A 14,239-nucleotide genomic window follows, 5' to 3' on the forward strand; every position below is an offset into this window, starting at 1 on the left:
CTGCCCGCTCTCGGGATCGAAACAGTGGAAGAGAGCAGGGATTAGCCCACAACTGAGTGTGGAACTGTCCATGCCGCACAGCAAAAGAGGCTAGGCTTCGTATTCCGTCAACTGCTCGCCGCGGCCCGCGATGCGAAACATGCGTATTCCCCCAATGAAGGCGATCATCGCGTTCGAATCCGTCGCGCGGACGAAGAGCGTGAATCGCGCGTCCGAAGAGCTTGGCCTGACAGCGTCGGCTGTCAGCCACCAGATCAGCAATCTGGAGGCGGCGATTGGCCAGCCTTTGTTCTTCCGGCAAGGGCGCGGCTTAGTACTGACGCCCGTAGGTGAGCAGTACTTGCGTGACATCACGGGGGCGCTTGCCGACCTGGGCCGCGCCACTGAGCGCGCCTCCAGCCGCGCCGAAGTTGAGATCTTGCGCGTGCACTCCAGCCCAAGCTTCGGCCTGATGTGGCTATTGCCCCGGCTCGCGGCGTTCCAGGAGGACCACAGCGACATCCGCTTGAATGTCTCGTGTTCGTATGAGGATGTCTCGTTTACCAGCGGCTTTTACGACATCGATATCCGCTATGGACACGCACATTGGCGCGACGTCCAGATCAAGACGCTGCGCGGCGAACGCATTGTCCCGCTGGCGTCGCCCGCATATCTAGACAAACACCCGGTGTCATCCCCGGAGGATTTGCTCGCGCATCGACTCATTCGATCCGAAACGCCGCTTGTGCAGTGGCAGCAGTGGTTCGCGCGTGTGGGCGTTGAACACATGCATGTGGCGTTCGACTTTGCGTTCGACCGCTCATACATGTCGCTTGAGACCGCGGCACTCGGGCTTGGCGTGGCGTTGGAGAGCACGTTGCTGGCCTCGGTCCTCGTGGCGCAGGGGCGGCTGGCGCCAGTGTTTGGCGACGACCACGCGCTTGAGGTCGCTGGACACCACATCGTGTTTCCACCACAGAACGCCGACCTGCCCCGCGTGAAGCGCTTTCTTGCCTGGGTCGACCGGCAACTGACGCTGCATCCGACGACATAGCGCCGCAGGCTTGTGTGGTGCAGCGCACCAAGGCCGTCGCGGCCCATATCTGAAAATTTCTCAGCCATAGTTGAATCCAACTGCGTTGATCGAATCGTCTGCTGGAACAACACTGCAGCCAACAAGATTCCAACAAGCAGGAGACAACGATGTTGCTCGAGAACAAGGTAGTCATCGTGACCGGGGCGGCCTCGCCCCGCGGTATCGGCAAGGCGACGGCGAAGGCGCTTGCTGCACACGGTGCACGGGTGGTGGTGCTGGATCTGCGGCTTGAAGATGCAGAGCAGGCGGCGCGCGATCTTGGGGACGGGCATCTGGGCCTCGCCTGCGATGTAACCGATCGCAGCGCCTGCGATGCCGCTGTGCAAGCCGCTCTCACCAAATACGACCGCATTGACGGTCTCATCAATAACGCCGGGATCACGCAGCCGCTGCGCACGCTGGACATCCAGGCCGGCAATTTCGATGCTGTGGTCGATGTGAACTTGCGCGGCACGCTCTATATGTCGCAGGCTGTGTTGCCGCACATGAAGGCGCACAAGGGCGGCAGCATCGTCTGCATGTCGTCGGTATCCGCACAGCGTGGCGGCGGTATTTTCGGTGGCCCGCACTACAGCGCCGCAAAGGCGGGCGTGCTGGGGCTGGCCAAGGCCATGGCACGGGAATTTGGTGGCGACAATGTCCGCATCAACTCCATCACGCCGGGGCTCATCCAGACCGACATCACCGGGGACAAGCTCACGCCCGAGATGCGCGCGGAGATCATCAAGGGCATTCCGCTCGGCCGGCTTGGCGATGCGGCCGACGTTGCCAACGCGTGCCTGTTCCTCATCAGCGATCTGTCTGCCTACTTGACAGGCATCACGCTCGACGTGAACGGCGGCATGCTGATCCACTGAACGACCCACACCGCCATGGCTGGCATACCGGCCGTGGACTTCTTCGAGACACATGCACCCGGGCCCACCCGGGGCACATGGTAGGAGACACCATGACCACGAAGTTTGCATCGCCCTTGCCGGGCGACGAGTCGGCGCGCGCGGATGCGGCCACGTTCGAGTCCCGCACCTACGCCAAGGTTGCGCGTCGGCTCATTCCCTTCCTGATGATCTGTTACCTGGGCGCCTATCTGGACCGCGTCAACGTGGGCTTCGCCAAGCTGCAGATGCTCAATGATCTGCGGTTCAGCGAGACGGTGTATGGCTTGGGCGCCGGCATTTTCTTTCTCGGCTACTTCCTCTTTGAAGTCCCGAGCAACGTGATCCTGCACAAGGTGGGCGCGCGCAATTGGCTGGCGCGCATCATGTTGACGTGGGCCGTCATCTCAGCGGGCTTTGCGTTCGTGAGCACGCCGACGTCGTTCTACGTGCTGCGCTTTCTGCTCGGGGTGGCCGAAGCGGGCTTCGCGCCGGGCGTCATCCTGTACATGACGTACTGGTTCCCCTCGCAGCGCCGGGCCAAGGCATTGTCGATGTTCTTCATGGCGATTCCGTTAGCAGGCATCGTCGGCGGGCCGCTGTCGGGCTACATCCTGCACACGTTTCACGATGTGGCTGGGTTGGCCGGCTGGAAGTGGCTGTTCCTGATCGAAGCCTTGCCGTCGCTGCTGCTGGGCGTGGCCATCCTGTTCTATCTCGACAACGGCATCGCACAGGCCAAGTGGTTGACTGACGCAGAGAAGATACTGCTTGAGCGCAACGTCGCCGGGGACAACGCACAGAAAACCGCGCATGGCTCGGTGGGCGCCTTCATTGCAGACCGCCGTCTGTGGCTGCTCGCCGCCATCTACTTCTGCGTGGTGCTTGGGCAATACGGGCTTACGTTCTGGCTGCCGACCCTGATCCGCAAGGCTGGCGTGGCGGATCCGCTGTGGGTGGGCGTGTTCACCGCCGTGCCGTATATCTGCGCCATCGTCGCGCTGCCGTTGATTGGCATGAGCGCAGATCGCCGCCGCGAGCGCCGCCTGCATCTTGCTGTGCCGATGCTGGTGGCCGCCGCCGGATTCGCCGCACTGCCGCTGATTGGCAACGTAGGCGCCGCGCTGGTCTGCCTGAGCATTGCTGCCGCCGGGATCCTGTCTTCGTCATCCCAGTTCTGGTCGTTGCCCACCGCCATGCTGGGCGGCATGTCGGCCGCTGCGGGCATCGCTGCCGTCAACTGCTTCGCCAACCTCGCAGGGTTCTTCTCCCCGGCCATTGTCGGCTGGCTCAACGATCTGACGGGTAAATCAACGGCCGGACTGATCTTCATCTCGTCGGCCATCGTACTTGGCGCCGTGCTGGTGTTCTTCGTGCCGGCGAAGACCGTCAACCGTTGAGCCGGTGACTGTCTCTGTCGCCCGTGCTCCCGCTTCATCACAGGAACAATCATGACTTCCACATCATTGCCACCAACCGACGCCGTGCCCCTGGCCGAGCGCGCTTACCGCATCCGCCGCAACGCGCTCTTGATGGGCGAAGTGCAAGGCCAGGGCTACATCGGACAAGCGCTCGACATTGCCGACGTGCTGGCCGTTGCTTACTTCGGCGCCATGCGCTATCGGCCCGAAGACCCTGATTGGGAGGGCCGCGACCGCTTCCTGCTCTCCAACGGCCACTATGCGATCGCGCTCTATGCCGCGTTGCTCGAAGCCGGCATTCTGCCCGCCGAAGAGCTGGAGACGTACGGCAGTGACGATAGCCGCCTGCCGATGTCCGGCATGGCCAGCTATACGCCCGGCATGGAGATGTCTGGCGGCTCGCTCGGCCAGGGGCTCACGATTGCCGTCGGCCGCTGCCTCGGCCTCAAACGCAAGGGGTCCGACGCGTTCGTCTACACGCTGTTCTCAGATGGCGAGCTGGACGAGGGTGCCGTGTGGGAGGGCCTGCTTTCCGCCGCGCACTGGAAGTTGGACAACCTGATCGCCGTGGTGGACGTGAACAACCAACAGGCCGACGGCCCGTCGACGCAGATCATGGCGTTTGAGCCGCTCCTGCCCAAGCTCGAAGCTTTCGGCTGGTTCACCCAGCGCGTGGATGGCAACGACATCGATGCGGTCAAGGCGGCCTTCGATGCAGCGCGCGCGCACAAGGGTGCACAACCGCGCATGATCATCTGCGATACCCGCATGGGCTGCGGTGTTCCGTTCCTGGAGCAGCGCGAAAAGAATCACTTCATCCGCGTTGATGCGCACGAATGGCAGCTCGCGCTGCAAGCACTGGAAGCCGGGAGGACCGCATGAGCAGCACCATCATCAACAAGCCCAAGCTGAAGACCTCCGCAATGATCGCCTCCATTGCGGGCGAGGGCCAGGCAACACGTTCGGCGCCGTTCGGCCACGCGCTGGCCGAGTTGGCGCGCGTAAAGCCGAACGTCGTCGGCATGACCGCGGACCTGGGCAAGTACACCGATCTGCACATCTTCGCCAAGGAATTCCCCGACCGCTACTACCAGATGGGCATGGCCGAGCAACTGCTCATGGGCGCTGCCGCCGGGCTGGCTAACGAAGGCGCCCAGCCGTTTGTGACGACCTACGCTGTCTTCGCCACGCGTCGCGCATACGACTTCATGCACCAGACGATTGCCGAAGACAACCTGGACGTGAAGATCGTCTGCGCGCTGCCTGGGTTGACCACCGGGTACGGGCCGAGCCACCAGGCTGCAGAAGACCTCGCGCTGATGCGCGCCATGCCCAACATGACCGTCATCGACCCGTGCGACGCGCTGGAGATCGAGCAGATGGTGCCGGCCATTGCAGCGCATGCCGGGCCGGTCTATGCGCGCCTGCTGCGCGGCAACGTGCCGGTGGTGCTTGACGAATACGGCTATCAGTTCGAACTGGGCAAGGCCAAGCTGCTGCGCGACGGCGCCGAGGTGCTCGTCATCTCGTCGGGCATCATGACGATGCGCGCGCTCGAAGTCGCCAAGGCATTGCAAAGCGATGGCATTGGCGTGGGAGTGCTACACGTGCCGACGATAAAACCGCTCGACACCGAAACCATTCTGCGTGAGGCGGGGCGCTCCGGACGGCTCGTGGTGGCGGCAGAGAACCACACCGTGATCGGCGGGCTGGGCGAGGCGGTCGCGGGCACGTTGATGCGCGCCGGCGTCAGCGTGCCGTTCCGCCAGGTGGGACTGCCGGATGCGTTCCTGGATGCCGGTGCACTGCCGACGCTGCATGACCGCTACGGCATTTCCACCAATGTCATGGCATCCACGATTCGGGGATGGCTGGACTAACAAAAACGCCTCCGCCCGTCGGTGGAGGCGTCTTTGTCATTCAGGGTCGAATTTCTTCGCATTCGTCGGATACTGAGTATCTGACGCGACGAAAGCGCATTTCGCCTTCGTAAGTTTCAGTTTGCTGGCTTTCATGGCTTGGCGATAACGTTCGTCAACTTATGCCAAGCGAGGTTGGCGCCGCGTAAGCAGTCGTGGCAAGTCCTCGAAGGGGTCACATTTACAGTCCCGACAACGCCGACACTCGCGCTGAACCGTCTTTGACTGTTGCATCGCGAGCATTTGCAAGAGTGCTTCGCGGGGCGGAATCTTCTCCCGTCGCTTCCCTGCCTTTCTTCGCTTATGGCAAAAGATCGGATCGATAAGACCTCTAGCAACAATATCGCTCTCCCCCCGCTCACAGGATGGCGTCGTTTCCATCCCGAAAGAACGCGGGTCCTACTTCCTCTATTGTCAATTTGTGATTTCAGTCGCCTGAGCGGTCCAACCTGCGACCCGCTCGCTCAAGGACAACCCAAGGCCCGGACGCGTGGGGACAATCATCCGCCCATCGCGGGTGTCCAGCTTCTCGTTGAACAGGGGCTCCAGCCACTCGAAATGCTCGACCCACGGTTCCCGGGAATATGCCGCCGCAAGGTGAACGTGTAGTTCCATTGCAAAGTGCGGCGCAAGCATGAGGCCCGCGTGGTCCGCCAACGCGGCAATCCTGAGGAAGGGGGTGACGCCTCCAACGCGCGGGCCATCCGGCATGAGGTAATCCGCCCCGCGCTGTCGGATGAATTCCCAGTGCTCTGACACGCTGGTCAGCATCTCCCCCGTGGCGATCGGCGTGTCGAACTGTGCGGCCAGGGCGGCATGGCCCTCTGCGTCATGGCAATCAAGCGGTTCTTCGATCCAAACCAGGTTGAATTGCTCGAAGGTGCGGCACATACGCTGTGCAGTCGGTCGGTCCCACTGCTGGTTGGCGTCCACCATGAGCGGGAAGTCATCGCCGAGATGCTTCCGCACCGTTTCGACACGCTTCACATCCAAGGCGCGATCCGGCTGACCAACCTTGAGCTTAATACCCCCGATGCCCTTGGCGCGCGAGATGTCGGTATTGACGAGCAACTGATCAAGTGGGGTATGCAGGAACCCACCCGAGGTGTTGTAGCAGCGAACGGAATCACGTTGCGCACCCAGTAGCTTTGCAAGCGACAAATTGGCACGTTTCGCTTTCATGTCCCACAAGGCGACATCGAAGGCGCCGATAGCTTGGGCAGCCAAGCCGCTTCGGCCCACCGATGCGCCAGCCCAAGCGAGCTTGTCCCACAGGCGCGCGATGTCATTCGGATCTTCGCCGATGAGTGCTGGCGCGATCTCCTTGGCATGCGCAAACTGGCCTGGCCCACCTGCACGTTTGGAATAGCTGAAGCCCAGACCGCGATGGCCGTCTGCCGTGCTGATCTCGACAAACAGGATGGCGATTTCCGTCATCGGCCTTTGGCGGCCGGTGAGGACTTTCGCGTCGCTGATTGGGGCAGCAAGGGGCAGGAAAACAGAACTGATGCGAATGTGCTCGATGCGGTCGCGAGCGAGCTGGCCGGTAAGAAGGCTGTCAGGATGATTCATGGTGATTGCTAAAGAGAAGAAATGGAAAGTTTGACTGCTGCTACATCGAGATCAGGGCAACGATTTCGCGGCAGCCGTTGATGAAATCGAATTGATATCGGGTGCGGCTTCGGAGGGAAGGCGCTCAAGCTTGCCGACCACCAAGAGATAAGAGAACGCACCCGCCAGAGCGACGCCTGCAACGTAGGTGAGCGCAGCCTCGAATGAACCGGTCTGCTTGATCATCCAACCTATGGCCAACGGCGTAACGATGCTTGCGAGATTGCCGCACAGGTTGAAGATGCCGCCGCTGACGCCCATGGCTTTCTTGGGCGAGACATCGCCCACGATGCACCAGCCGAGATTTCCAATACCCTTGGCGAAGAAGGCGATCGACATCACGAGCACCACGATGGCGGTCGACTGCACGTAGTTGGCAATGACGATGCTGCTGGACAGGGCCAGCCCGGTAATGATCGGGATCTTGCGGGCAGCGGTCAGACTGAAGCCACGCTTGAGCATCCAGTCAGACCACAGGCCCCCGATCATTCCGCCCAGGCAACCGGCAACGGCGGGAATCGCTGCCACCACGCCCACCTTCAAGATCGACATGCCCTTCGCCTCGATGAGGTAGGTCGGGAACCATGTCAGAAAGAACCACGTAATAGACGTCAGGCAGAACTGACCGATATAGATGCCCACCATCATGCGATTGGCCGAGATCGCTTTCAACTGACGCCAGCTGAACGGACTCGGACCATCTGTCATGGTGGGCAGGCCGCCGCCGGTGGAGATGTACTGAAGTTCTGCGGCGTTCACCCGGGCATGCCTGGATGGTTCACGGACGACGCGTAGCCATACCAGTCCGAGCAAAACACCTACGGCGCCCGTAGTGAAAAAGACGCACTGCCATCCCCATGTACTGACGGTGAACGTCATGATGGGTGTGAATGCTGCCAGCGCGAAGTACTGGGCTGACTGGAACACTGATGTCGCTAGCCCCCGTTCCTGCGTGGGAAACCACATCACCGTCAGCCGGCTGTTGCAAGGGAACGCTGGCGATTCGGCTATTCCCATCAGGAAGCGCAGCGCGAAGAGGACGATGAAGGCTGACGCTGCAAACAGGTGCACGTAGCCCTGGAGGAATGTCAGGGCAGACCATGTAAGCAGGCTGACTCCAAGCACGATTCGCGCACCGAACCGGTCGAGAAGCAGGCCGCCGGGGATCTGCATTGCCGTGTAGGCCCATCCGAAAGCCGAAAACGCGATGCCCATGGCCATTGCGTCAAAGCCGAGGTCGTGGCGCATCGCGGGTGCCGCGATAGACAGCGTGGCGCGGTCCACATAGTTGAATACCGTCACGATGAAGATCATCGACAAGATGAACCATCGCACCCCGGTTCGATGCGCGAGTTGAGTTGGCACGGTCATACGGGTCTCCTGTGGGATGCCAGGCTCGCTTCTAATTGAGCGAGATCTTTCTTTGCCGGGCCGCCTTCGGTGTCATGTGAAATACGGCACCCGACGAAGCCATTATTAGATGATTGCGCAATCATTCAAGCGGAATTGATTGCGCAATCATCCTCGTTTACCCTGCGGTTACCGAGGGTGACGAAAACGTCCTCCATCCATCCCCCACTGACTCTGCCGGGAGGGCAATATGGCCAGAAAGCCGAAAAGCCGGTCGCAAGGCACGTCTGCCGACGGGACGTCCAGCGTGACACTCATCGATGTGGCTCGCATGGCCGGCGTCGCGCCCATGACGGTTTCGCGCGCCCTGAATCGTCCTGAACTCGTCCGAGAGGAGACGCAGAAGAAGGTATTGGCGGCTGTGCGGGCAACGGGATATGTGCCAAACATGCTTGCCGGCGGCCTTGCCAGCAGCCGCAGCCGGTTGGTGGCTGTTCTGCTGCCTACCATTGCCAGCTCCATCTTTGCCGAGACAGTCCAGGCATTGATGGATGGATTGTCGGTGGCGAACTACCAGACGCTGATAGGTTTGACTGGCTACTCCGCCAGTCGTGAAGAAGCCTTGGTCGAGGCACTGCTGGGGCGTCGGCCAGATGCCATCGTTCTTGCGGGAACCGACCACACCAGCACGACTGTCGACCGCTTGACCAGAGCCGGCATTCCCGTCGTGGAAATCTGGGATCTGACCGAGAAGCCCATCGACATGGCCATCGGCTTCTCACACGAACAGGTCGGACGGGACGTTGCTCGCCACCTAGTGAAGAAGGGCTATCGCCGCTTCGGCGTCATCTCGGTCAACGACCCACGCGGCTTGCGGCGATGTGAAAGCTTCAAGGCAGAGCTTGCGAGACAAGGCATCGGCGACTGTCCGTTCGAAACACTGCCCGCACCGGCAACGCTTGAGGGCGGGCGGCGCGGGCTGTGGCGCATGCTCGAATACACAAGGCCTGACATCATCGTCTGCAGCTCCGACACGCTTGCTGAGGGCGTCCTGATGGAAGCAGCCAGCCGGGGCATGCACGTGCCTGACGATCTGGCGGTAATGGGTTTCGGCGATCTGACCATGGCGGCGCAACTGCACCCCGCGCTATCCACGGTCAAGGTCGGCGGTGCGGATATCGGCAAGCGGACGGCAGCAGCTTTGCTTGAACGGTTCCAGATGGCCGCCGCCCGAGGCCCGGTGTGCATCGATACCGGTTTCTCCATCATTGATCGGGAGAGTGCCTAGTGCAGCAATCGTCCGGGTGCGGCGACACGATTGCATAACTGGAAGATTCTCGGCTGCCAGCGTCTAGCGAAAGATCATTTAGCTTTGCTCGCCGCCATCCCGAGATCGTCTTTGCCCCTGAGCCAGTCGACTAGATGATCGCGAAACCCTTCAGCCGCAGGCGACACTGTCCGGCTAGTGGAATGGTAGAGACACACCTGCCGCATCACCTCTGGATCGACGATGTGTCGCATCACCAGACCAAGCGGGCGACCCAGCAGGCCAACATAGGCCGGTGCAAGCGTAAGCGCCAACCCCTCGGCCGCCATCCCCAGCGCTGTACTGATGTTGTCCACGATATCCATGGGTGCAATGCGCTCGTGTTCGTCTGCGCCGGCTCGCATCAGGGATACGTTGCGTTCGTAGTCCCGCCCCGCCGCAACGAGCGGCTGATGACGCAAGTCTGCCCATGCAATTTCCCGCCGCTTGGCGAGTGGATGGCTGCGCGCACACCAAAGCACCCAAGGACTTTGGAATAGGCCGACGCTCGCGACATCCTCCGACACCCCCTGGTCAGGTCCGATGGCGAGATCAACGTCAGCATTGACCACCATGTTGATGAGATCGTCCACCGCCGCGTCGCGGATGCGAATCACGACCTTAGGGTGATCTTTCACATAGGCCTTGATTGCCGCGGGCAGGATGGTGCTGGCAACCACCAGGGGCGCAGCGACGCGCACGATGCCCGCCGCGCGATTGCGGATGTCATCCGCGGATGACTGGGCCAGTTCAATGTGCTTGAGCACGCTTCTGGCCGGCGCCAAAAACTCGCGTCCCGCTGGGGACAGCATCACGCTGCGGGTCGTCCGATCAAACAGTCGAAAACCCACCGCCGCCTCGAGTTCCGCCACGAGTTGGCTGATTGCCGAGGCTGACAGACTCATTCGCTCACCCGCTTTGGCAAAGCTACGAACGTCGGCAACGGTCAGGAAGGCGCTGAGTTGTCGCGGGGTGAAACGCGCTTGAGACATGTTCGACCGATTAATAAGACGAGCTTAATGATAGGCCACTATTCATCGATTGTGTTGTTCTATGCCGTGCTGCATGCTCGCGCCAGTCCAAAGAAAAAAAACGATTCCACCCAAGGAGACACCATGGCGCACCCCATCATTGCGGCCCTCGCCACGACGGGCGATTCTGAAGAACGCACCTACAGAAAAGTCACGTGGCGGTTGGTCCCGTTTCTTTGCCTGTGCTTCGTGATCGCGTTTCTAGACCGCGTCAATGTTGCTTTTGCCAAGCTTCAGATGGTTTCCCAGTTGGGATGGAGCGAGCAGGCCTACGGTTTCGGTGCGGGAATCTTCTTCCTCGCCTACTTCCTCTTTGAGGTTCCGAGCAACCTCGTCATGCATCGCGTAGGCGCGCGACGCTGGATCGCGCGGATCATGATCACGTGGGCGTTGCTCACAGGCGTCATGGCGTTCGCACACTCCACCACGGCGTTCTACGTAGTGCGCTTTTTGATCGGGGCGGCCGAAGCGGGGTTTTTTCCCGCCATCATCCTGTATCTGACCTACTGGTATCCCGCCAACCGAAGGAGCCGCGTGATCGCCATCTTCATGACGGCCATCCCGATCGCTGGGGTCAGTGGGGGTGTGCTATCGGGGTGGATCCTGACTGCGCTCGACGGCTATCACGCTTTGGCCGGCTGGCAGTGGCTCTTTCTTGTCGAAAGCGTTCCCTCGCTCGTCATTGGCATCGCCGCCCTTTTTTATCTCGACGACAGCATTCATGCCGCCAAATGGCTGACCCCGGCGGAGCAGCAACTGCTGGTTGCCAACATTCAAGCGGATAGCCAACGCAAAACGACGGTTTCATTGTCTGCTGCGTTTCGACGACCCCTTGTCTGGGTCTTGGCACTCGTCTACTTCGGGGCAGCCATGGGCCAGTACGGATTCGGGTTCTGGCTTCCTTCCATCATCAAAAATCTGGGTGTGAAGTCGCCCTCTGAAGTCGGGCTGCTGTCCGCGATTCCGTATGCGTTTGGTATTGCGGCCATGCTCGTTGTCGGACGCAGTGCCGATCATCGAAACGAGCATCGCTGGCACTACTTGGTGGCGGCGATTGCGGGAGCGGCCGGGTTGGCCTTGAGTGCTGCATATAGCGATCATCGAGCCGTCTCAATTGTGGCGCTTACGCTGGCTTGCATGGGTCTGCAGTGTCTTGCGCCTGTGTTCTGGCGAATTCCAACTTCCCTGCTGGGCGGCGTTGCAGCCGCTGCTGGCATCGCGTTGATCAACTCAGTGGGCAATCTCGCCGGCTTCCTGAGCCCTTACATGGTCGGCTGGATTGTCGATCACACCGGCAGTACGAACCTGGCGCTCTACGTCATTGCCGGATGTCTCTTTGCGTCGGGCGCCATCGTATTCGCGCTTCGAGACCAGTCGCACAAGGCCGCTGCCAGCCTGCTCAATCAGGAATCTGCATCATGAAACACCACCTAGAAGACTTGTACGCCGCCCTGGTCGACGTGCTCGGAGAGGCTTGCATCGTCCGTGACGAGGACCTCGTGTCGGCGTACGCCGGCGACTGGAGCGAAGCGCCAAGGCAGTTGCCCGGACTGGTTCTGCTGCCGCAGACGTCGCAACAGGTGGCTGCCGCGCTCGACGTGTGTTCGCGCTTTTCGCAGCCTGTTGTGGTGCAAGGCGGTCTGACCGGGCTTGCCGGTGGAGGCACGCCGCGCCCGGGCGAGATTGCGCTTTCGCTTTCGCGGCTGAACCGCATTGAAGAGATCGATGCGGTTGGCGGTATCGCCGTCGTACAAGCTGGGGTGGTCCTTGAAGCGCTGCAGAAGAGCGTTGAAGAGCACGGGTGGTCATTCCCCTTGGACCTCGGTGCGCGAGGATCCTGCCAACTGGGCGGAAACGCTGCTGTCAATGCGGGGGGAAATCGCGTCATCCGCTACGGAACCATGCGCGCAATGGTGCTGGGCATCGAAGTTGCATTGCCCAACGGTACCCTCCTTACGATGCTCAACCGAGTGGAGAAAAACACCACCGGCATCGACCTGAAGCATCTTTTCATTGGCAGTGAGGGGACGCTGGGTGTCATCACGCGGCTCGTCTTGAAACTGACCCCCAAGCCGACCAGTTCGTGCACCGCGTTGTGTGCACTGCCTTCATTCTCGTCCGCCGCTCGACTCCTTAAACAAGCGCGTATGGCGCTGCCCAGCCTCTCGGCATTTGAGGTGATGTGGGCCGATTTCATGGCAGCGGCCATGCAGGTTGCATCGCTTCGCCAGCCATTTGCAGCGGAGGCGCCCGTCTACGTCCTGATTGAAACGCAGGGTGCCAACGAGGAGGAAGAGCGTCGCAGCTCGAGACCTTCCTGGGCGACGCGTTGGAAGCGGAGACGGTGATAGACGTCATCGTTGCGCAGTCGCTCGATGACAAGGAACGGCTATGGCAATACCGGGAAACTGTCGGCGAACTGCTGGCCCAGATGAAACCCCACGCTGCGTTTGATGTGGGAATCCCGATGGCCGCCATGGAGACGTTCGTGAGTTCGACCCGAGAGGTTTTGACGCGAAGGTTTCCAGATCAGCGGCATCTGTTCTTCGGACACATCGGCGACGGCAACCTGCACGTCCTGTCGGGCCCTCACCTGACCGACGAGAACCTGCATTGCGTCGAGGACATCGTCTACACCGCGGTTCGGGACGTGGGTGGCTCCATCTCTGCGGAACATGGCATCGGCGTTATCAAGAAGGCGTTCTTGCACAACAGCCGGTCCACGGAAGAGATTTCGTTGATGCGCAGCCTCAAGGCATTGTTCGACCCGAACTCCATTCTGAACAGCGGCCGGATTCTATAAACAGCAAGAGGGAAGGCACGATGAAAGTCCTGGTCGCAGTCAAGCGCGTGATCGATTACAACGTGAAGGTTCGCGTGAAGACGGACGGCAGCGGTGTCGATCTTGCCAACGTCAAGATGAGCATGAACCCGTTCGACGAGATCGCCGTGGAAGAAGCGGTCCGCCTGAAGGAAGCGGGCGTCGCTACCGAAGTGATCGCCGTGTCGTGCGGCGTGACGCAGTGCCAGGAAACCCTGCGCACCGCCATGGCCATCGGCGCCGACCGCGGCATTCTCGTTGAAACCGCTGAAGAACTGCAGCCGCTGGCCGTCGCCAAGCTGCTCAAGGCGCTGGTCGACAAGGAGCAGCCGCAGCTGATCATCCTCGGCAAGCAGGCGATTGACGACGATGCCAACCAGACCGGCCAGATGCTGGCTGCGCTGGCAGGCCTGCCGCAAGCCACGTTTGCTTCGAAGGTGCAGATTGCTGACGGCAAGGCTTCGGTCACGCGTGAAGTGGACGGCGGCCTGGAAACCCTGTCGGTCAAGCTGCCGGCCGTGGTCACCACCGACCTGCGCCTGAACGAGCCGCGCTACGTCACGCTGCCGAACATCATGAAGGCGAAGAAGAAGCAGCTCGACACGGTCAAGCCGGAAGACCTGGGCGTGGACGTTGCACCGCGCCTGAAGACGCTGAAGGTGGTCGAGCCCGCCAAGCGCAGCGCCGGCGTGATGGTGCCCGACGTGGCCACGCTGGTGTCCAAGCTCAAGACGGAAGCCAAGGTGCTGTAAGCGGCGGGTTTGTAACCCTCCCGCAACGCACGCAACTTCAAGCACACCGAACAGGCAAATCAAGATGACCGCACTCGT

At 61.1% G+C, this 14,239-nt stretch carries 11 protein-coding genes and 1 pseudogene; 9 read left to right on the plus strand and 3 right to left on the minus strand.

Annotated elements, in window-relative coordinates; all coding sequences use genetic code 11:
• The first annotated feature begins 139 nt into the window (after positions 1-139).
• The 5 genes from FUT88_RS16530 (at position 140) to FUT88_RS16550 (ending at position 5,251) form a co-directional block, all read left to right on the plus strand.
• Positions 140-1,033 (plus strand): LysR substrate-binding domain-containing protein, encoded by an 894-nt coding sequence (locus FUT88_RS16530; RefSeq protein ID WP_096745283.1) that lies wholly within the window; start codon positions 140-142, stop codon positions 1,031-1,033.
• Between the two features lie 149 nt (positions 1,034-1,182).
• Positions 1,183-1,932 (plus strand): SDR family NAD(P)-dependent oxidoreductase, encoded by a 750-nt coding sequence (locus tag FUT88_RS16535; RefSeq protein WP_147216729.1) that lies wholly within the window; start codon positions 1,183-1,185, stop codon positions 1,930-1,932.
• 92 nt (positions 1,933-2,024) lie between these two features.
• The gene (locus tag FUT88_RS16540) at positions 2,025-3,350 is read left to right on the plus strand and encodes an MFS transporter (RefSeq protein ID WP_147216731.1); all 1,326 of its coding nucleotides are present in this window, start codon (positions 2,025-2,027) and stop codon (positions 3,348-3,350) included.
• A gap of 51 nt (positions 3,351-3,401) precedes the next feature.
• On the plus strand, positions 3,402-4,253 hold the full coding sequence (locus FUT88_RS16545) for a transketolase (RefSeq protein WP_102064633.1): 852 nt from the start codon (positions 3,402-3,404) through the stop codon (positions 4,251-4,253).
• Positions 4,250-5,251, plus strand: a complete 1,002-nt coding sequence (locus FUT88_RS16550) for a transketolase family protein (protein WP_147216733.1) — start codon at positions 4,250-4,252, stop codon at positions 5,249-5,251. The genes FUT88_RS16545 and FUT88_RS16550 overlap by 4 nt, the downstream gene beginning before the upstream one ends.
• A 453-nt stretch (positions 5,252-5,704) precedes the next feature.
• Here the strand turns inward: FUT88_RS16550 and FUT88_RS16555 are convergent, their stop codons facing one another.
• Together FUT88_RS16555 and FUT88_RS16560 are read right to left on the minus strand one after the other, a co-directional pair.
• Positions 5,705-6,862 carry an L-talarate/galactarate dehydratase gene (locus FUT88_RS16555; protein WP_147216735.1) on the minus strand — a complete coding sequence of 386 codons (1,158 nt, stop codon included), beginning with the start codon at positions 6,860-6,862 and terminating at the stop codon, positions 5,705-5,707.
• Positions 6,863-6,913: 51 nt separating this feature from the next.
• The gene (locus FUT88_RS16560) at positions 6,914-8,272 is read right to left on the minus strand and encodes an MFS transporter (RefSeq protein WP_147216737.1); all 1,359 of its coding nucleotides are present in this window, start codon (positions 8,270-8,272) and stop codon (positions 6,914-6,916) included.
• Positions 8,273-8,558: 286 nt separating this feature from the next.
• Here FUT88_RS16560 and FUT88_RS16565 point away from each other — a divergent pair, with 286 nt between their 5' ends.
• A complete protein-coding gene (locus tag FUT88_RS16565) occupies positions 8,559-9,539 on the plus strand; it encodes a LacI family DNA-binding transcriptional regulator (RefSeq protein ID WP_316888377.1) in 981 nt (326 codons plus the stop codon).
• A gap of 74 nt (positions 9,540-9,613) precedes the next feature.
• Here FUT88_RS16565 and FUT88_RS16570 read toward each other — a convergent pair whose 3' ends face one another.
• Entirely contained in the window at positions 9,614-10,549 is a 936-nt protein-coding gene (locus FUT88_RS16570; RefSeq protein ID WP_102064638.1) for a LysR family transcriptional regulator, read from the minus strand.
• 123 nt (positions 10,550-10,672) lie between these two features.
• On the opposite strand from FUT88_RS16570, the gene FUT88_RS16575 reads away from it, so the two are divergent.
• The 3 genes and pseudogenes from FUT88_RS16575 to FUT88_RS16585 all read left to right on the plus strand — a co-directional run bounded on the left by FUT88_RS16575 (position 10,673) and on the right by FUT88_RS16585 (position 14,161).
• Positions 10,673-12,010 (plus strand): MFS transporter, encoded by a 1,338-nt coding sequence (locus FUT88_RS16575; protein WP_147216741.1) that lies wholly within the window; start codon positions 10,673-10,675, stop codon positions 12,008-12,010.
• Positions 12,007-13,391: pseudogene (locus tag FUT88_RS16580) on the plus strand (FAD-binding oxidoreductase). The gene FUT88_RS16575 and the pseudogene FUT88_RS16580 overlap by 4 nt, the downstream one beginning before the upstream one ends.
• A gap of 20 nt (positions 13,392-13,411) precedes the next feature.
• Entirely contained in the window at positions 13,412-14,161 is a 750-nt protein-coding gene (locus FUT88_RS16585; RefSeq protein ID WP_147216743.1) for an electron transfer flavoprotein subunit beta/FixA family protein, read from the plus strand.
• Positions 14,162-14,239 lie beyond the last annotated feature (78 nt).

Origin of the sequence: Ralstonia sp. TCR112 (assembly GCF_007997035.1) — a bacterium.
GTDB classification, from domain to species: domain Bacteria; phylum Pseudomonadota; class Gammaproteobacteria; order Burkholderiales; family Burkholderiaceae; genus Ralstonia; species Ralstonia edaphi.